Origin of the sequence: Ruegeria arenilitoris, assembly GCF_013032445.1 — a bacterium.
In the GTDB taxonomy this organism is placed as follows: Bacteria; Pseudomonadota; Alphaproteobacteria; order Rhodobacterales; family Rhodobacteraceae; genus Ruegeria; species Ruegeria arenilitoris_F.
Window position 1 is genome coordinate 69,386 of sequence record NZ_WQCA01000009.1, and the last position, 17,119, is coordinate 86,504.

Consider the following 17,119-nt stretch of genomic DNA (forward strand, 5'->3'; position numbering starts at 1 on the left):
AGAAAGCCGCGCGCGCGAGGGCAACCTAAGGATCAGATCCTTCGGGTAGTTTCTCGCACCCACCCTCAGGCAAACACTGCTCGCCGGGTTTGCACCACTTGCCATAACCGCAATCGACGGCCTTGATCGGGACGCAGCCCTGATGTTCGGAACATTTGAATCCGGGGCGGCATTGCGAGTCTGTCTCTTCGCACAAAAACCAGCCGGGGCGTGAGCATCCGCCGCCCGGCAGACAGGACGACCCCGCCGCACAGGACTGGCCGTCATCGCACAGCGTGGGAAGGCCCTCGATTGCCGTGTTCGGATCGAAACCGGGCGTTCTGCGCTCGCATTCGCCACGGGCGTTGCAAACCGTGCCGCCGGGGCAATCCAGGCGCGAGGTGCATTTGTTGGCCCCCGCCGGTGCGCAGCGGGTGCTGCCGGGAACACATCGCTCAAACGGTCCGCAGGTTCGCCCACCGCCGCAATAGGTGCCACCCAAGGGGATGCAGTAGCCGTCAAAGCTGCACCTCTGGCCGCCTGAACAGCATCGGGAACCACATTGGAATTGCCCGCCTCGGCATTGGCTGTTGCGGTCGAACAATTGCGCAGAAGCTGGTCCGCCGAGCGGGATCAGCAGCAGGAAAATCAAAAGGAATCGCAACAGGACCAGCATGAATACCGCAATGGTCGGTGCGACGGACCGCCCGATCAAGGCCTATTCGCTTTCCCTCGTTCAAAAGCTGGTTAGATTGAGGGGTATGGAATCGGCTTTGGACTATCATACTGCACGGGCGCTGCTGGACTGGCAGATTGAGCTGGGCGCAACGGATGCGATCGGTGATGTGCCGGTGGAGCGGTATGCGTTGCCCGATACTGCGCCCAAGGCCAAGAAACCCTCTGTAAAACCGGCTGCCCCGGAGAAACCGAAAAAAGTGGACCCGGTCGCGGTGGCAAAATCGGCTGCACAGTCAGCCGGGTCGCTGGACCAATTGAAGGCCGCGATGGAAGCGTTCGATCATTGCGAGCTGAAACGCGGTGCGCGGCAGTTGGTGTTTTCCGACGGCACACCGGGTGCGCGGGTGATGATCATTGGCGAGGCCCCGGGCCGTGAGGAAGACCGCGAGGGCAAGCCATTTGTCGGTCGCGCCGGGCAATTGCTGGATCGGATGTTGGCGGCAATTGATCTGGATCGCAGCCAGAATGTCTACATCACCAACGTCCTGCCGTGGCGGCCTCCGCAGAACCGCGATCCGAAGCCTGAAGAGATCGGGATGATGAAGCCGTTCCTTGAAAGGCACGTGGCGCTGGCCAAGCCCGAGGTTCTGGTGATCATGGGCAATATCAGCTGTCAGGCGGTGCTGGGCAAACGCGGCATAACCCGTTTGCGCGGAAAATGGGATCAGGCGTTGAACCTTCCTGTTATCCCTATGTTCCATCCCGCTTATCTGCTTCGCCAGCCCCAGATGAAGCGACAGGCTTGGTCAGATCTGCTGGAACTCAAGGTTCGGCTGGAGGGGAAATGATGCGTATACTGGCGTTTTCCGACCTGCATATGGCGCGCAATCGTGCCGCCGATATCGTGGCTGCCAGCACCGAGGCTGATCTGGTGATCGGGGCGGGGGACTTTTGCAACTCGCGACGTGGTTTGGATGACGCGATGGAGATGCTGTCCGGAATCTCTGCGCCCTTTGTCATGGTACCCGGAAACGCGGAAAGCGCGCAGGAACTGACCGATGCCGCGCCCGAAGGTGGTCATGTGCTGCACGGCACGGGCATGACCATGGACGGGCTGCGCCTGTTCGGGCTGGGTTATGGTGTGCCGGTCACGCCGTTTGGCGACTGGTCCTGCGACCTGACCGATGCCGAAGCTACCGAGTTGCTGGATCGTTGCGACGGTGCTGACATTCTGATCGCGCACTCTCCGCCCAAGGGGTATGGCGATGTCACTTCGGCAGGCGACGCGGTGGGATCGGTTGCTGTGCGTGACGCGGTGGAGCGCCTGCAGCCGCAATACGCATTCTGTGGTCATATTCATGACAGCTGGGGCTATCGCGGTACACTCGGCCGCACTCAGATCGCCAATCTGGGGCCCAAGGTAAACTGGTTCGGGGTCACTACATGATAGAAACGGTCACTCTGCTGGCGTTCATTCCGGCAGCCTTGGCGCTGAATTTCACCCCCGGCGCTGACATGATGTTCTGCTTTGGTCAGGGTCTGCGGACGGGTGCCCGACCGGTACTGGTGGCCAGCGCGGGTATCTCGCTGGGGCTAATGGTGCACGTGTTGCTGGCCGGGCTGGGGCTGGGTGCCGCGGTGAACAGTCTGCCGTGGCTGTTTGATGTCATCCGCTGGATGGGCGTGGCCTATCTGCTGTATCTGGCATGGGGTGCCATACGGAATGGGGCGGTGTCTTCCGATGCGCCCACGAAGCCCACAAGCCATGCGTTTCGGGATGGGATGGTCGTCAAATTGACCAACCCCAAGGTCATGCTGTTCGTGCTGGCCTTTATCCCGCAATTCGTGAACCCCAACTCCGGCCCGATCCTGCCGCAATTCCTGATTTTCGGCGTGATCATCGCGTTGGGCGGGTTTGTCGTGAACGGGCTGGTGGGTATTTTTGCCGGTGGCGCGGGCAAGGTTCTGATTTCGAACCCACGCGCCTCTCGTATCATGGGTTGGGTGACGGGGGGGATTTTCACCGCCCTCGCCGTCCGGCTTGCCATTATGGAAAGGGCCTGACACCACATGTCGCGCATTGATGAAAGCAAAGAGTTCATTCCGGTTCGGATCGCCGTTCTGACCGTTTCGGATACTCGGTCGCTGGACGAAGACCGCTCGGGCCAGACGCTTGTGGACCGGATTGAACGCGCGGGCCATTTGGTGGCCGACCGCAAGATCATACAGGATGAACGCGGTGAGATTGCAGCACAACTGCGTTTGTGGATCGAAGATCCTGAAATTGACGTAGTGATCTCGACCGGGGGCACCGGCCTGACGGGCCGTGACGTGACGGTTGAGGCGCATCGCGACGTCTATGAAAAGGAAATCGAGGCGTTCGGCACCGTTTTCACCATCATCTCAATGGAAAAGATCGGCACATCAGCTGTGCAGTCCCGTGCCACGGGCGGTGTGGCAGGCGGGACCTATCTGTTCGCGCTGCCCGGCAGCCCCGGTGCCTGCAAGGACGCTTGGGACGGAATTCTGGAAAAACAGTTCGATTACCGCCACCGCCCCTGCAATTTCGTGGAAATAATGCCCAGATTGGACGAACATCTGCGACGGAAGTAGACTGTCTGCACGTTTAACTGTTCGTAAACGCTTTGTGGCTTGGCATTTTTCTGTGCCCGGCTACCTTTTGCACGTGACAGCCTGATGCGACCGGGGTGAATAATAGATGCGATTTCTGAGGCAAAGCCTTGTTGGTGTCTTTCTGGCGTTTCTTACGCTGGCTCTTCTGTTTGTCGCGGTACAGTTGATCACCGGTGCGGTGCAGGATGCGCTGAATCGTGACAGCGAGCAACCCGAAGCGCGCGAACGCATCTTTGCCGTCAGCGTGCGCCCGGCTGAGCTTGAAACTGTCACCCCATATCTCGAAGCCTTTGGCGAGGTTCAAAGCCGCCGCCGTCTGGAGCTGCGCGCGGCGCTGGGCGGGCGTGTGCTGTCTCTGGCCGAGGATTTCGAGGATGGCGGTGTCGTTACCTCGGGCGAGGTTCTGGTGGAATTGGATCCGGCTGACGCGCAATCAGCGCTGGACCGGGCCAAGTCTGACTTGTTGGATGCACAATTCGAAGAACGCGACGCTGAACGCTCATTGCTGCTGGCGCAGGATGAGTTGAATTCGGCCGAGGCGCAGGCGGCCCTGCGCGGGCGTGCCTTGCAGCGCCAGAAGGACCTGCAGGGTCGCGGGGTCGGAACGCCTGCCGCGGTGGAAGAGGCCGAACTGGCCGAGGCGGCGGCGCAACAGTCGGTGCTGGCACGCCGCATCGCACTGGCGCAGGCGGAATCGCGGGTCGATCAGGCGACCACCTTACTGGCCCGCGCCCGCATCACGCTTGAGGCCGCCGAACGCGATCTGGATGATATGACCGTCCGCGCGCGCTTTGCCGGAACATTGACGGATGTGACGCTGGTCGAAGGACGGCTGGTCTCGGCCAATGAAAAGCTGGCGGAACTGGTTGATCCCACCGCGCTTGAGGTGGCCTTTCGCGTTTCGACAGCACAGTATGTGCGTCTGCTGGATGCCGAGGGCGATCTGATAAACGCACCAGTTACCGTATCGCTTGAGGTCACGGGCACCGATCTGATGGCCCACGGCCGCATCAGCCGCGATAGCGGCTCGGCGGGCGAAGGTCAGACCGGGCGGCTGATCTATGCAAGGCTGGAGGACGCACCGGGGTTCAAGCCCGGTGATTTTGTTACAGTGACGGTCGAGGAACAGCCGTTGGACAACGTGGTGCGCTTGCCCTCATCGGTTCTGGATGCGGCGGGCACGGTGCTGGTTCTGGGTTCCGATGACCGGCTAGAGGCGCTGCCGGTGCAGTTGATCCGCCGTCAGGGCGATGAGGTACTGCTGCGCGGTCAGGGGCTGGTCGGGCGCGAGGTCGTGATTGGCCGAACGCCGCTGCTGGGCGGCGGGGTTCGCGTCCGCCCGCTGCGCGATGAGGCCAATGCCGGGGCCGACCCGGGTATGGTCGAACTGTCCGACCAACAACGTGCCCAGCTTGTCGCGCAGGTCGAGGCCAGCGATCAGATGACCAACGAGGCCAAGGCCAGTGCCCTGAGCCAGCTCAGCGCGCCCAGGGTTCCCGCCTCGCTGGTGCGCAGCATTGAGACCCGGGCAGGGGGCTAGACGCCATGATGCGTGAGATCCCCGGCGCGGCGGGCGGTATCCTCAGCTACTTCACCCGTCACAGGACGGTCGCCAACCTGCTGTTGCTGGTCATGCTGGTTCTGGGTGCGGCGGCGATCCCGGCGATGCGGGCGCAGTTTTTCCCGGACGTGATCCTTGAACGTGTCGACGTCAATATCGATTGGGAAGGCGCTGGTCCCGAGGACGTGGACAACGGCATCGTGCAACTGCTGGAGCCAGCCCTGCTGGCGGTCGAAGGGGTTGCCAGCACGACCTCAACCTCTCGTGAAGGACGGGCAAATATCCGGCTGGAATTTGAGCCTAACTGGGACATGTCGCGTGCCGTGGATGAGGTTCGGACCGCCGTCGATGGTGTAACGGACCTGCCCGAGGATGCCGAAGAGCCCTCGATCCGACGTGGCGCCTGGAGGGACCGGGTGACGGATGTGGTCGTGACCGGCCCGGTTGATCCGGACCAACTGGCCAAATTCACCGACGAGCTGATCAATCGCTTGTTTGCTGCCGGAGTGACCCGCACAACGATCCGGGGCATTGCCGCGCCTCGCGTAGTGGTCGAAGTTCCAACAGCGCAGCTGATCGCCAATGACATCACCCTGTCAGAGATCGCCCAAGCCATCGCGGCTGAGGCAATAACCAACCCGGCCGGAGATGTCACCGGGGCCAATGCCCGTATCCGCACCGGCACTGAAAAGCGCACCCCCGAAGAAATCGAAGGTATCACGCTGCGCAACTTTGCCGACGGCTCCAGCCTCTATGTGGGGGATGTGGCGACCATTCGAGTCGAGGGGGTCAACCGCAATCGCAGTTACTTTGTCGGTGAAAACCCGGCCATGTCGGTGCGAGTAGACCGGTCCAATCTGGGCGATGCCATCAAAATACAACACACGGTCGAGGATGTGGTGGCCGAGCTTCAGGCCAGCCTGCCCGAAGGCGTGACAATCGAACTGATCCGAACCCGCGCTCAGGCCATCACTGAACGTCTGGATATTTTGGTCGACAACGGATTGGTGGGGCTGGGCCTTGTGGTCTGTCTGTTGTTCCTGTTCCTCAACGCGCGCATCGCCTTCTGGGTCGCGGCAGGTATCCCTGTGGCAATGTCAGCGGCGGTTGCCTTCATGTATATCGGTGGGCTGTCGATCAACATGATCTCGCTGTTCGGGTTGATCATCACGCTGGGGATCGTGGTAGACGACGCCATCGTTGTGGGGGAACACGCCGATTTTCGCGCCCGACGGTTGGGCGAAGCTCCGGTTGTGGCCGCCGAACGCGCCGCGCGGCGAATGGCGATGCCGGTCTTTGCCGCCACTCTGACCACCGTGATCGCGTTTTTCGGCCTGACCGCCATCGGTGGCCGGTTCGGAGAGTTGATCGGCGACATCCCGTTTACCGTGATCGCGGTGCTGATTGCCTCGTTGATCGAGTGTTTCTTGATCCTGCCGAACCACATGGCCCATGCGATTACACATTCGGCCAAGGAACACTGGTATGATTGGCCCAACCGCGTGGTCAATCGCGGCTTTCGCTGGGTGCGGGATCACCTGTTCCGCCCGCTGATCGCCTGGGTGGTCTGGGCGCGCTATGTGGTTGTGGCAGTGATGGTGGTGATCCTGGCCAGTCAGATTGCCCTGTTCATCAAGGGTGACGTGAACTGGCGGTTCTTCAACGCGCCCGAGCGCGGCTCGGTCACCGGCAACTTCATCATGGTCGAGGGCGCCACTCGCGAAGACACGCTGGAAATGATGCACCAGATGCAGCGCGCTACCGAAGAGCTGGGCCAGATTTACGAAGAGCGTCACGGCCGCAATCCTATCGACTATATTCTGGCCGAGGTCGGCGGCAATGCCGGGTGGTTCAACTTGGCTGCAGCGGATGGCAAGGATCAGGACCTCTTGGGCGGGATTTCGATTGAATTGATCGATTCGGACCTGCGCCCCTATTCCAGCTTTGAGTTCGTGGGCGAGCTACAGGACTTTGTGCCGCGCCATCCCAAGGTTGAGCTTCTGACCTTCCGGGGTTGGCGCTCTGGCCCCGGCGGCGATGCAATCGACGTTCAGTTCTATGGCGCAGATGTGAACACGCTCAAGGCGGCGTCTGAGGACTTGCAGGCCGAGTTATCGAAATACCCTGAGGTTTCGGCGCTGGAGGACAATCTGGCATATGACAAGGAAGATTTCATTCTGGACCTGACCGCCAAGGGGCAGGCGCTGGGCTTTCGCATTGAAACGCTGGGCCGCGTGCTGCGCGACCGGCTGAACGGGATTGAGGCCGCAACCTTCCCCGATGGCCCACGCAGTGCAGAGATTCGTGTGGAGCTGCCCGAGGGCGAGTTGACCGCTGATTTCCTGGAACGCACGCTGATGCGCACGCCGGACGGGATTTATGTGCCGCTGGCCGATATCGTGTCAGTCGAGCGTAAATCAGGGTTCGCATCCGTGCTGCGCGAGAATGGTCTGCGGGTGATATCGGTTATTGGCGATATTTCCGAGGATGACCCGACCCGCGCGGCGGAAATCGCCCGCGCTCTGAGCGAAGAGATTCTGCCCAACATCGCGGCCGAACGGCAGGTCGAGTGGCAAATGGCGGGTCTGAGCGAGCAGGAGGATGAGTTCCTGACCGAAGCGCGCACTGGTCTGATCCTGTGTCTGACCGGTATTTACCTGGTACTGGCCTGGGTCTTTGCCAGCTGGACCCGGCCTGTGGTGGTGATGGCGATCATTCCGTTTGGATTGGTTGGCGCGATCTGGGGGCATTACATATGGGATGTGCCGCTAAGCATGTTCACCGTGATCGGCCTGTTGGGGATGACCGGGATCATCATCAATGACTCGATTGTTCTGGTGACGACCATCGACGCCTATCAGCAGGACCGCGGGCTGGTGCCATCGATTGTCGAGGGCACGGCGGATCGGTTACGCCCGGTGATGCTGACGACGTTGACAACGGTTCTTGGCCTGACACCGCTGCTCTATGAAGGCTCGCAACAGGCGCAGTTCCTCAAACCCTCGGTGATCACGCTGGTCTACGGGTTGGGTTTCGGCATGTTGCTGGTGTTGCTTCTGGTGCCTGCTTTGCTGGCCATTCTGAACGACCTGTCACGTCCGATGACCGCGATGCGTAGAGCATTACGTGCGCCGGACCGGGTGGTGCAGGGTGCGGTTACCGCCACCGGGCTGGCGCTGCTCATTTGGTTCGGCGTTACGATGGTCTGGCCTGCGATTTCGGGCGCACCTGTCGGCCTGTTGTCGGGACTCTACCCGGGGTCAGATGGCATTGCGGCCCTGCAAATGGGGCTGGGGGCTTTCATCGCCGGTGCTGTGCCGATCCTTGTGTTGAGTGTTGTGCTGTCCAGCCTGCTCTATGTGCGCTTCAGAGTGAAGGCGACCTAAAGTGCGCGCAAGGCGGTTTCAAGCAGGTCGGTGACCCGGTCGCTCATGGGCAGATCACCCCGTCGTATCTGATCGACCGGAAACCATCGGGCGTCCAGTGCGTCATCCCCGGCCAGTGGCGAGCCTGAGCGGTACTGACATGAGACACCGACCAGCAGGTAATGCGACTGCACGATGCCCTGCGCGTCATGGCGCAACAGGTCCAGATTATCGAGATAGTGCAGCGGCTCGGCAATGACCGAGGTTTCCTCGCGCAACTCGCGTTGTGCCGTCTGCATGACGGTTTCACCCCATTCCACATGACCGCCGGGAAACCCCCACAACCCTGCGTCCGGCTGCTTGCTGCGCTGCACCAGCAACACGTTTGCGTCATGCACAACAACGGCCAGCGCGCCGATCTTCGGGGTTTTCTCCATAAATCAGCCCGCGCTGCAGCCCTGAATGTCGACGGCGTGGTTGGCCCCCAATACCGTTATCCGGATCTCGGACCGATCCAAAGCGAAAGGCCCGCCCGAGGCACTGATCACCTCGGATGTGGCCACCAGAGTATCGCCCTGCCGCGTGGTTTCCGGCTGCGAGGCCCAAAGCGCCGGGTTCCCCGGTTCGATCACGGCAACCTCGCGCCCTCCGGCCGATGGCATTTTTACGCGGGCTTCGATCTGCATCCCGTCCGACGTTGGGAACAGGCGGCAACTTGCGGCGGTCACGCGCGCCTCTTTCGCGGAATAAGGGCGTTGGGCCAGCGCGGCAGCGATGGCCGGGTTGCGTCCCGCGTCGGCGTTCAGGGTATGATCGAAGTCCAGACGCTCAGGGATGCAGACGTCCTTGCAAACGCCCAGATCCATATCGCCACGAAGCCGCACGGGTTTGGCGGGATTCTTGGGCGTGATTTCAACTGGCAGCACCAATTGATCCGCATAGCCAATGGATTGCAGGCCATTCTGCACAAACACCTCTGGCGCAGGCCAAGTGATCGTCACATCGCCCAAATTCTGCGAGCCGCGCCAGTCAAACTGCGGCGGGATACCGGCATCGCCCGGCGCGCGCCAATAGGTCTTCCACCCATCCTTCAGTGTCAGCCGCAACGCGCCCAGATAGGTGCCGCTGGCGGTGCGCCCGCCATCCAGCACATCCAGTTGCACAACTCCGCCCACGTCCTGCGCCAGCGCAGTAGCGGTCAGCCCATAACAGGCGGTCAGGGCAACCACGGTCGACTTAAGATAACGCTTCATACCCCATAAATGCGCGGTCCGGCCCGGGATTCCAAGTCACGTTCGGGTCACCGGGATGAAATCTGGCGAAATGTGGCCTCATCCCTTGCCAATCCCCCTGCGCCGGGGCCATTGTTGAAGGGGGACAAAGCAAGAGATGTAAATCCATGGACCTGACCGGAAAACTGTTGATTGCGATGCCTGGCATGGGTGATCCGCGCTTCGATCATTCGGTGGTTTACATGTGCAGCCACGGCGAAGACGGGGCGATGGGTCTGATCATCAACAAACCCTCGGATTTGCGAATCAAAACCCTGCTTGAGCAACTGAATATTCCTTGCCGAATCCCGATTGTGGGTGAGCGTCTGGTACATTTCGGCGGTCCGGTCGAGATGTCGCGCGGCTTTGTACTGCACAGCGCGGATTATGAGGCTAACCTGCATTCGATGCAGATTTCGGATGATTTCAGTATGACCGCGACTTTGGATGTGCTCGAGGATTTGGCCTCGGGGCGTGGGCCTTTGAATTCGACGCTGGCGCTGGGCTATTCCGGCTGGGGACCCGACCAGTTGGAGGATGAGATCGCCATGAATGGCTGGCTAACCACCGACGCGACCCAGAAACTGGTGTTCGACGTGCCCGATGACGAGAAATGGGGGGCCGCTTTGGCAACGCTGGGTGTGGACCCGCTGACCCTGTCGGCCAGTGCCGGACGCGCCTGATCAGCTGTCGCGTGGCGCCGCGGCGCGGCGCAGGCGGTCGTTGATGGCGGCACCCAGACCCTGATTCGGAATCGGTGACACCGCAATAGGGCGACCTGTGGTGTTCAGCGTATGGAGAGCCGAGAATAGGTTGGCCGCAGCCTCGGTCAGGTCGCCCTTTTCCGACAGGTTCAGATCGCAGTCGACCGGGCCAAAGCCCAGCAAAACTTCATCCCCCTGCCGATTCTCTGCATTTAGCCTCACCGGCGCGTCAGGGGCGTAGTGCGACTGCAACTGGCCCGGCGCGGTCAGCAGATCTCCGGCCTGATGGATGTGCAGTTCTGTACCCAGCACGGCTTCGACCTGTTCCAGCGCCACGCTGCCCGGGCGCAGCAGAGAGGGGTCTCCGGCCAATCCAACAATGGTGGACTCCAGCCCGACACCGCACGGGCCGTCATCCAGAATGGCCGCAATGCGCCCGTCCAGCCCGGCACGTACGTGATCGGCGGTTGTGGGACTGATCTGACCCGAAGGATTGGCAGACGGGGCCGCGACCGGCCCGTCGAACGCCGCCAGCAACGCCCGCGCGGTGCCATGGGCGGGCACCCGCACTGCCAGCGTCTCCAGCCCCGCTGTGACCAGCGGAGAAATCCCGTGCCCGTCGCGCAGTGGCAGCACCATCGTCAGCGGGCCGGGCCAGAAAGCAGCAGCCAGAGCTTCGGCCCGGTCGGACCATTCAACAAACCGCTGCGCTGCCTCGACCGAGGCCACATGCGCGATCAGTGGGTTGAAGCTGGGCCGCCCCTTGGCCGCATAGATGCTGGCCACCGCCTCGTCATTGCGGGCATCGCCGCCCAGCCCATAGACGGTCTCGGTCGCAAAAGCGACCAGCAGTCCCTGCCGCAGCATGTCCGCCGCCTGTGCGATTCCGCCGGGATCAGCGGGTAAATCCAATGTGCCGTTAGGGATCATATCTGGTGACGCCGCGTTTTGATTGCTTGTACCATTTGGGTGGCTAGGTAATCGAATTGATCAAGGATGCATAAAGGTGGGCATTGCAATTTCCAACCCCACCCGCGAAAAACCATACAGTTAGCTCCGAGGGAACTCATGCCATACCGCGCGCCCATCTCCGACTATGAACTGTTGTTCCGCCACGTGGTCGGATTCGACCAGATAGCCGCGACCGAGAAGTTCTCGGAAGCCAGCGAGGATGTCGTCGGCGCGATCCTGACTGAGGCTGGCAAGATGTGCGAAGAGGTGATGGCCCCGCTGCAGCGCCCCGGCGATCTGGAACCGGCACGGCTGGAAAACGGTGTGCTGCGGACCTCGCCCGGCTATGCCGACGGCTGGAAAGCGATTGCCGAAGGTGGTTGGATCGGGATGAGCGGTGATCCCGAATACGGCGGTATGGGACTGCCGATGGCCCTGACCACGGCGGTGAACGAGATGATGTCGGCCGCCTGCCTGTCGCTGCAACTGGCGCCGCTGATGACGCAAGGTCAGATCGAGGCGTTGGAGCATCACGCCAGCGACGAGCTAAAGACGCTGTACCTGCCCAAGATGATGTCGGGTGAATGGGCCGGCACCATGAACCTGACCGAGGCGCAGGCCGGGTCGGATGTGGGGGCGTTGTCCTCGAAGGCCGAGGCTAATGTTGATGGTACCTATTCTGTGACGGGGCAGAAGATTTTCATTTCGTGGGGCGATAACGACTTTACCGAGAATGTCTGTCATCTGGTGCTGGCGCGCTTGCCTGACGGGGTGCCGGGAACCAAGGGGATATCGCTGTTTCTGGTGCCCAAGTACCTGCCCGACGACAACGGCAATCCCGGCGTGGCCAACGATCTGAAGGTCGTGTCGGTCGAACACAAGATGGGCCTGCACGGCTCACCGACCTGCGTGATGCAGTATGACGGTGCCAAGGGCTGGCTTGTGGGCAAGGAACATGGCGGTATGGCCGCGATGTTCACCATGATGAACAACGCTCGACTGGGTGTTGGCGGTCAGGGCGTTGGCGCTGCCGAAGGCGCCTATCAACATGCACTGGCCTATGCGTTGGAGCGTAAGCAAGGCAAGACTCCCTCGGGCACTATCATTGACCACGCGGATGTGCGCCGGATGCTGATGAGCATGCGCGCGGACACCTTTGCAGCGCGGGCGATCATGCTGGCCAACGCGGCCGCGATCGACATGGGCAACGCCACCGGTGATGCCGAATGGAGCGCACGGGCCGCGTTGCTGACCCCGATCTGCAAGGCCTTCGGCACCGAGACCGGGATGCGTGTGTCCGAGACCGGCGTTCAGGTCCACGGTGGCATGGGCTTCATCGAAGAAACCGGTGCGGCGCAGTTCTACCGCGATGTCCGGGTGACCGCGATCTACGAGGGTACCAACGGCATTCAGGCCATGGACCTTGTGGCGCGTAAGATGATGGATGGCGGCGAGGCGGCCTCGCGCTTGCTGGACGAGATCGAGGATCACGCCGAAGAGGCCCGTGCCACCATGCCCGATCTGGCCGGTCCCGTCTGGGAGGCCACCGAAAGCCTGCGCGAAACCACCGAATGGATCGTGGCGCAGTCTGACATGAACACACGTTTTACCGGTGCCGTGCCCTATCTGCACGCTTTTGCACGCGTATTGGGCGCGCATTATCACCTTAAGGCCGCACTGGCAGACCCCAATGGTCCGCGTTTCAAACTGGCGCGGTATTACATCAACGCGCTGCTGCCGGAATATGCCGGTCTGCTGGTGCAGGCACAGAACGGGGCTGAGGATATTTATGCTCTCAGCGCCGAGGAACTGGCAGTCTAATGGACGGAGAAACTTCTTTGGCGATCCGATACCCTTGGCCCGAGCCCCCGGCAGCGGGTGAGGGCGTCGAGGTCGCCGAGGGTGTGCTGTGGATGCGTCTGCCGCTGCCGATGGCGCTGGATCACGTCAACATCTATGCGTTGGATGAGGGCGATGGTTGGACTGTGATCGACACGGGTGTGTCGTCGAACAAAACCCGCCGCGTCTGGGAAGCGCTTATAGCCGGACCGCTCGGTGGCAAACCGGTGACTCGCGTGGTGGTCACGCATCACCACCCCGATCACGTCGGCAATGCCGGATGGTTCCAATCCGAGCATGGTGCCGAACTGATCACAACTCGCACGGCGTGGCTGTTTGCGCGGATGTTGCAGCTGGACGTGCAGGAAACCTGGCCGCAGGAAACGCTGGACTATTACCGCAGTGCAGGGATGGACGCCGACTTTCTGGCCAAACGCATGACTGAACGCCCCTTCAATTTCTGCGACACAGTCTATCCGATGCCGCTGGGCTATACCCGTATCAAACAGGGCAGCGTGATCCGCATGGGCGGGCGTGACTGGGACGTGCATATGGGCAATGGCCACGCGCCCGAACACGCCACGTTCTGGAGCCGCGATGACAATCTGGTGATCACCGGTGACCAGATCCTCAGCTCGATCAGCCCCAATCTGGGGGTTTATGTCACCGAGCCAATGGCCGACCCGGTGGCCGAATGGCTGGAGGCCTGCGAGCGATTGCAGGAGCTCGCGCGCCCCGATCATCTGGCGCTAGGCGGGCATAAGCTGCCCTTTACCGGCCTGCCACTGCGGATGCGGCAGCTGATCGACAATCACCACGGCGCGCTGGATCGCCTGCAGGGCTATCTGGATACGCCGAAAACCGCCGCCGAGTGTTTCATTCCCCTGTTCAAACGTCAGATTGGCGAGTGCGAATATGGGCTTGCGCTGGTTGAGGCGGTTGCACATCTGAACCACCTTTACCACATTGGAACCGTGACCCGGACGCGGCGCGCGGACGGGGCGTGGGAATTTCAACGCAAAGGGTAAAGCCATGCAGGACCAGATCGAAACATCGGCCGAGGCGGCAGAAGCGGCGGCATTGCCCCGGTGTTACGAGTTCCACGCGAACCCCAACGCTGAGTCCGCGGCCAAGAATCTGCCTGAACCACTGCAAAAACCGGTTCAAACCAAAAGCCCGGCGCAATGGGCCTATGAGCGGTTGATCCTATATATCCAGAATTTCGAAAAGACACTGACCGGCGATCAGGAGGTCGCCATGGGCTTTACCGGCGGCGATGCCGGGGTGATGCGGATCGAGGGCATGGGTTATTTTGATCCCGATATCATAACCTTCTACGGCTCTGACGCGACTGGGGGCCGAACCCAGCTGGTGCAGCATGTCAGCCAGTTGAACGTGATGCTGCGCGCCTTGCCCAAATCGGTCGAGGACAAGCCCGCCAACCGCATCGGCTTTCGGCTGGCAAAGGATCTGGAAGAAAGCTGACCGCCTGACTTGCAATTCACGTCTGCGCAGCTTTGAATGAGTGCACCATTCAAGGGAGTGCCGCGTGTCCGATTTCTCAGCCGTTACAAGCGCCTACAAAGGCGCGTGGGCCCGTCGTCGCGTCTTTGTGCCGATCTATATCGCAGTACGCCTGTTGCTGGTTGCCCTGATTGCGCCGGGCGTGGCGATTACCGTCAATCTGGCTGTGTTGTTGTCGAACCAGACCGCGCTGACAGATCAGGCTATCGCAGCCTTTATCCTGTCACCGGTGGGTTTTCTCGCGGCAATAGCCGTGCTCAGCTTGTTCCTGCTGGCCGAGGTGTTTGTGTTCTCGGTCATGGCCGGATCGCTGCGGATGGGCGAAGCCAACCCGTGGCGCGCGGGCAGTTCTGCAATTGGGCTGATCGTCTCGCGTCTGCCTTCTCTGTTCGGCTTTGCAGTGCGCTTTGTCCTGCGTGTTCTGGTGCTGATTGTGCCCTTTGCGGCCGTCGCGGCTCTGATCGCATGGTGGACATTGACCGAGTACGACATCAACTACTACCTGACCTTCCACCCGCCGTCTTTCTGGATTGCAGTAGGGTTGATCGGTGCTGTTGTTCTGGTCATGGCCTGGGTGTTGATCCGTCGCTTGTCGGCCTGGGCACTTGGCCTGCATCTGGTGTTGTTCGAAGGCGTCCATCCTGCCCATGCCTTCAACATCAGCGCCACCCGAATGGAGGGCAAACGCGGGCGTCTCAAGATCGAATTGGCGATCTGGCTGATCCTGCGCGTCATCATAGCGGGCCTGATCGCCTGGGTGGCAGGGCTGCTTTTTGCCCTTGTGCCGTTGCAAGGCGCCAGTCACCTGCGGTTGGCATTGATTTACAGTCTGCTGGTCGCAGGTGTCTGGTCTTTGGCTGGCCTTGTACTGGCTGCAACGGCGTTGGGCGCGCTGGCGGTGCTACTGGACGGGTTCTTCGAGATCAGGACCGAGGAACCGCCGCATCCTGAACCCGGCAGTCTGCGTATTCCTCTGTTCGCCACTTTGGGCGCTGCGGCACTGGCCGTTCTGATCGGGTTGTGGTTTGGGCAGCACTTGCTGGAACGCGTACAGGCTCCGGACCGGGCCGAGGTGATCGGCCACCGGGGTGCTGCGGCGCTTCGGCCTGAAAACACGATGGCTTCGGTGCTGAAGGCGATCGAAGATGGGGCCGACTGGGTTGAAATCGATGTGCAGGAATCGGCGGACGACGTGGTCATCGTCGCCCATGACAGTGATTTCATGAAACTGGCAGGTGTGAACCTCAAGGTCTGGGATGCAACGATGGAAGACATCGCCCAGATCGATATCGGTAGTTGGTTCGGCCCCGAATATGCCGACGAACGCACGCCTACTCTGCGCGAGGTGCTGGAGGCTGCAAAGGGTAAGTCCAAGGTCATCATCGAGCTGAAATACTATGGCCACGACGTTGATCTGGAAAACCGCGTGGCGACGATTGTCGAAGAGCTGGAGATGCAGGACGACATCGCCACCATGTCGCTGAAATACCCAGCGGTGCAGAAGATGAAGAAGTTGCGCCCCGACTGGCGCGCCGGGGTTCTTGCCGCCACTGCCGTCGGCGATCTGACAGGGCTGGAAGGCGACTTCATCGCCGTCAACGCAGCGATGGCAACGCCGGGGCTGGTACGCTCAGTCCATGATGCGGGCAAGGATATCTATGTCTGGACGGTGAACGACCCGCTTCAGATGTCGGCCATGGCCTCGATGGGGGTGGATGGGCTGATCACTGACCGGCCCGCGATGGCCAATGAAGTCCTTCGGGTGCGCGCCGAAATGGGCCCGGCCGAGCGGTTGCTGCTTTGGTTGGCGACCACCTTCGGCATGTCCGTCGATTCTGAGGCGATGCGCGATGAAAGCCCGTAATCTGGGCGTGGCCCTTGCGTTCATGGCTGTCCCCGCAGCTGCGCAGGATTTCATGCGCAATATCGAACTGCCTGCCCACCGCGCCTTGTTTGCGCAGCGGGGTGATGCCGAGCCAATCCCATTTGAAACCGATGGGTGTTCCGGCGGGTTGTCGGCCAGTTGGCGTTTTGTGGCTGAAACCTTTCCCAAGTTCCGCGCGCTTTATGAGGAACACCCCCCATGGGAATACTGTTGCGTGACCCATGACCGCGCCTATCACAATGCGGGCGGGGCCGCGCAGGCCGTGGACAGCTATGACGCACGCCTTTCAGCGGATGATGCGCTGCGGACCTGTGTCAAACAGCACGGAGAGGACAATGCCGACACCTATGCCGAACGGTATGACATGACGCCCGACCAGATTCGCACGGCGCACTCTGTGACCGCCGAAGCGATGCACGCAGCGGTGCGATTAGGCGGCGGGCCCTGTTCCGGCCTGCCCTGGCGCTGGGGGTTCGGGTTTCCGGGCTGTTCAGTATTCCTGCCTGCGCCCGAATGACGTGGTGACAGGCCTCGGATTTTCGATTATCCAACATCTTAAACACGCGAACTGGGAATCTCTGACCAATGGCTGAATACAAGCACGGCGAAATGGACATCACCGTCCAAGAAAAAACCTTCCACGGCTTCATCAAGGCCACCACATGGTGCGTGGTTGCCATCGTCTTCCTTTGCCTGTTCCTGGCGGTTTTCGCCGCTTAATCCACTTA

General features: G+C 61.2%; 17 protein-coding genes. 13 read left to right on the top strand and 4 right to left on the bottom strand.

Translation table 11 applies throughout. The annotated features are described in order from the left end of the window. Positions 1-25: 25 nt before the first annotated feature. Positions 26-655 carry a scavenger receptor class F, member 2 gene (locus tag GOW98_RS14375; protein WP_170333198.1) on the bottom strand — a complete coding sequence of 210 codons (630 nt, stop codon included), beginning with the start codon at positions 653-655 and terminating at the stop codon, positions 26-28. An 85-nt stretch (positions 656-740) separates the two neighbouring features. On the opposite strand from GOW98_RS14375, the gene GOW98_RS14380 reads away from it, so the two are divergent. The 6 genes from GOW98_RS14380 to GOW98_RS14405 all read left to right on the top strand — a co-directional run bounded on the left by GOW98_RS14380 (position 741) and on the right by GOW98_RS14405 (position 8,238). After that, positions 741-1,505, top strand: coding sequence for a uracil-DNA glycosylase (locus GOW98_RS14380; RefSeq protein ID WP_170333642.1), 765 nt, complete (start codon positions 741-743; stop codon positions 1,503-1,505). Beyond that, positions 1,505-2,104 (top strand): metallophosphoesterase family protein, encoded by a 600-nt coding sequence (locus tag GOW98_RS14385; protein ID WP_170333644.1) that lies wholly within the window; start codon positions 1,505-1,507, stop codon positions 2,102-2,104. The genes GOW98_RS14380 and GOW98_RS14385 overlap by 1 nt, the downstream gene beginning before the upstream one ends. Then, on the top strand, positions 2,101-2,721 hold the full coding sequence (locus tag GOW98_RS14390) for a LysE family translocator (RefSeq protein WP_170333199.1): 621 nt from the start codon (positions 2,101-2,103) through the stop codon (positions 2,719-2,721). The genes GOW98_RS14385 and GOW98_RS14390 overlap by 4 nt, the downstream gene beginning before the upstream one ends. Before the next feature lie 6 nt (positions 2,722-2,727). Then, positions 2,728-3,270 (top strand): molybdenum cofactor biosynthesis protein B, encoded by a 543-nt coding sequence (gene moaB, locus GOW98_RS14395; RefSeq protein ID WP_170333201.1) that lies wholly within the window; start codon positions 2,728-2,730, stop codon positions 3,268-3,270. A 106-nt stretch (positions 3,271-3,376) separates the two neighbouring features. Next, the gene (locus tag GOW98_RS14400; RefSeq protein WP_170333203.1) at positions 3,377-4,831 is read left to right on the top strand and encodes an efflux RND transporter periplasmic adaptor subunit; all 1,455 of its coding nucleotides are present in this window, start codon (positions 3,377-3,379) and stop codon (positions 4,829-4,831) included. A gap of 5 nt (positions 4,832-4,836) precedes the next feature. Further along, complete coding sequence (locus GOW98_RS14405) at positions 4,837-8,238, top strand: efflux RND transporter permease subunit (RefSeq protein ID WP_170333205.1); 3,402 nt, start codon at positions 4,837-4,839, stop codon at positions 8,236-8,238. Here the strand turns inward: GOW98_RS14405 and GOW98_RS14410 are convergent. Next, on the bottom strand, positions 8,235-8,654 hold the full coding sequence (locus GOW98_RS14410) for an NUDIX hydrolase (RefSeq protein WP_170333207.1): 420 nt from the start codon (positions 8,652-8,654) through the stop codon (positions 8,235-8,237). The two genes, GOW98_RS14405 and GOW98_RS14410, sit on opposite strands and share 4 nt — an antisense overlap. A 3-nt stretch (positions 8,655-8,657) precedes the next feature. Further along, the gene (locus tag GOW98_RS14415; RefSeq protein ID WP_170333209.1) at positions 8,658-9,470 is read right to left on the bottom strand and encodes a protein-disulfide reductase DsbD domain-containing protein; all 813 of its coding nucleotides are present in this window, start codon (positions 9,468-9,470) and stop codon (positions 8,658-8,660) included. 146 nt (positions 9,471-9,616) lie between these two features. On the opposite strand from GOW98_RS14415, the gene GOW98_RS14420 reads away from it, so the two are divergent. Next, positions 9,617-10,171 (top strand): YqgE/AlgH family protein, encoded by a 555-nt coding sequence (locus GOW98_RS14420; RefSeq protein ID WP_170333211.1) that lies wholly within the window; start codon positions 9,617-9,619, stop codon positions 10,169-10,171. Here GOW98_RS14420 and GOW98_RS14425 read toward each other — a convergent pair whose 3' ends face one another. Next, positions 10,172-11,122, bottom strand: a complete 951-nt coding sequence (locus GOW98_RS14425; RefSeq protein WP_170333213.1) for an L-threonylcarbamoyladenylate synthase — start codon at positions 11,120-11,122, stop codon at positions 10,172-10,174. Positions 11,123-11,260: 138 nt separating this feature from the next. Between GOW98_RS14425 and GOW98_RS14430 the strand changes: the two genes are divergently transcribed. From GOW98_RS14430 to GOW98_RS14455, 6 genes are all read left to right on the top strand, one after another. Further along, positions 11,261-12,964: an acyl-CoA dehydrogenase gene (locus tag GOW98_RS14430; protein ID WP_170333215.1), complete on the top strand. Its 1,704-nt coding sequence runs from the start codon at positions 11,261-11,263 to the stop codon at positions 12,962-12,964. Then, complete coding sequence (locus GOW98_RS14435; RefSeq protein ID WP_170333217.1) at positions 12,964-14,010, top strand: MBL fold metallo-hydrolase; 1,047 nt, start codon at positions 12,964-12,966, stop codon at positions 14,008-14,010. The genes GOW98_RS14430 and GOW98_RS14435 overlap by 1 nt, the downstream gene beginning before the upstream one ends. Positions 14,011-14,014: 4 nt before the next feature. Beyond that, the gene (locus GOW98_RS14440; protein WP_170333219.1) at positions 14,015-14,467 is read left to right on the top strand and encodes a DUF6173 family protein; all 453 of its coding nucleotides are present in this window, start codon (positions 14,015-14,017) and stop codon (positions 14,465-14,467) included. Positions 14,468-14,531: 64 nt separating this feature from the next. Then, on the top strand, positions 14,532-16,370 hold the full coding sequence (locus GOW98_RS26305) for a glycerophosphodiester phosphodiesterase family protein (RefSeq protein ID WP_170333221.1): 1,839 nt from the start codon (positions 14,532-14,534) through the stop codon (positions 16,368-16,370). Further along, positions 16,357-16,908, top strand: a complete 552-nt coding sequence (locus tag GOW98_RS14450; RefSeq protein ID WP_170333223.1) for a hypothetical protein — start codon at positions 16,357-16,359, stop codon at positions 16,906-16,908. Before GOW98_RS26305 ends, GOW98_RS14450 begins: the two co-directional genes overlap by 14 nt. A 68-nt stretch (positions 16,909-16,976) precedes the next feature. Further along, the gene (locus GOW98_RS14455; RefSeq protein ID WP_170333225.1) at positions 16,977-17,111 is read left to right on the top strand and encodes an aa3-type cytochrome c oxidase subunit IV; all 135 of its coding nucleotides are present in this window, start codon (positions 16,977-16,979) and stop codon (positions 17,109-17,111) included. Positions 17,112-17,119: the final 8 nt, after the last annotated feature.

Excerpts from the sequence above, each read along its gene's own strand:
- GOW98_RS14375 (WP_170333198.1), bottom strand. The coding sequence starts at position 655 with ATGCTGGTCCTGTTGCGATTCCTTTTGATTTTCCTGCTGCTGATCCCG.
- GOW98_RS14380 (WP_170333642.1), top strand. The coding sequence starts at position 741 with ATGGAATCGGCTTTGGACTATCATACTGCACGGGCGCTGCTGGACTGG.
- GOW98_RS14385 (WP_170333644.1), top strand. The coding sequence starts at position 1,505 with ATGCGTATACTGGCGTTTTCCGACCTGCATATGGCGCGCAATCGTGCC.
- GOW98_RS14390 (WP_170333199.1), top strand. The coding sequence starts at position 2,101 with ATGATAGAAACGGTCACTCTGCTGGCGTTCATTCCGGCAGCCTTGGCG.
- moaB (WP_170333201.1), top strand. The coding sequence starts at position 2,728 with ATGTCGCGCATTGATGAAAGCAAAGAGTTCATTCCGGTTCGGATCGCC.
- GOW98_RS14400 (WP_170333203.1), top strand. The coding sequence starts at position 3,377 with ATGCGATTTCTGAGGCAAAGCCTTGTTGGTGTCTTTCTGGCGTTTCTT.
- GOW98_RS14405 (WP_170333205.1), top strand. The coding sequence starts at position 4,837 with ATGATGCGTGAGATCCCCGGCGCGGCGGGCGGTATCCTCAGCTACTTC.
- GOW98_RS14410 (WP_170333207.1), bottom strand. The coding sequence starts at position 8,654 with ATGGAGAAAACCCCGAAGATCGGCGCGCTGGCCGTTGTTGTGCATGAC.
- GOW98_RS14415 (WP_170333209.1), bottom strand. The coding sequence starts at position 9,470 with ATGAAGCGTTATCTTAAGTCGACCGTGGTTGCCCTGACCGCCTGTTAT.
- GOW98_RS14420 (WP_170333211.1), top strand. The coding sequence starts at position 9,617 with ATGGACCTGACCGGAAAACTGTTGATTGCGATGCCTGGCATGGGTGAT.
- GOW98_RS14425 (WP_170333213.1), bottom strand. The coding sequence starts at position 11,122 with ATGATCCCTAACGGCACATTGGATTTACCCGCTGATCCCGGCGGAATC.
- GOW98_RS14430 (WP_170333215.1), top strand. The coding sequence starts at position 11,261 with ATGCCATACCGCGCGCCCATCTCCGACTATGAACTGTTGTTCCGCCAC.
- GOW98_RS14435 (WP_170333217.1), top strand. The coding sequence starts at position 12,964 with ATGGACGGAGAAACTTCTTTGGCGATCCGATACCCTTGGCCCGAGCCC.
- GOW98_RS14440 (WP_170333219.1), top strand. The coding sequence starts at position 14,015 with ATGCAGGACCAGATCGAAACATCGGCCGAGGCGGCAGAAGCGGCGGCA.
- GOW98_RS14450 (WP_170333223.1), top strand. The coding sequence starts at position 16,357 with ATGAAAGCCCGTAATCTGGGCGTGGCCCTTGCGTTCATGGCTGTCCCC.
- GOW98_RS14455 (WP_170333225.1), top strand. The coding sequence starts at position 16,977 with ATGGCTGAATACAAGCACGGCGAAATGGACATCACCGTCCAAGAAAAA.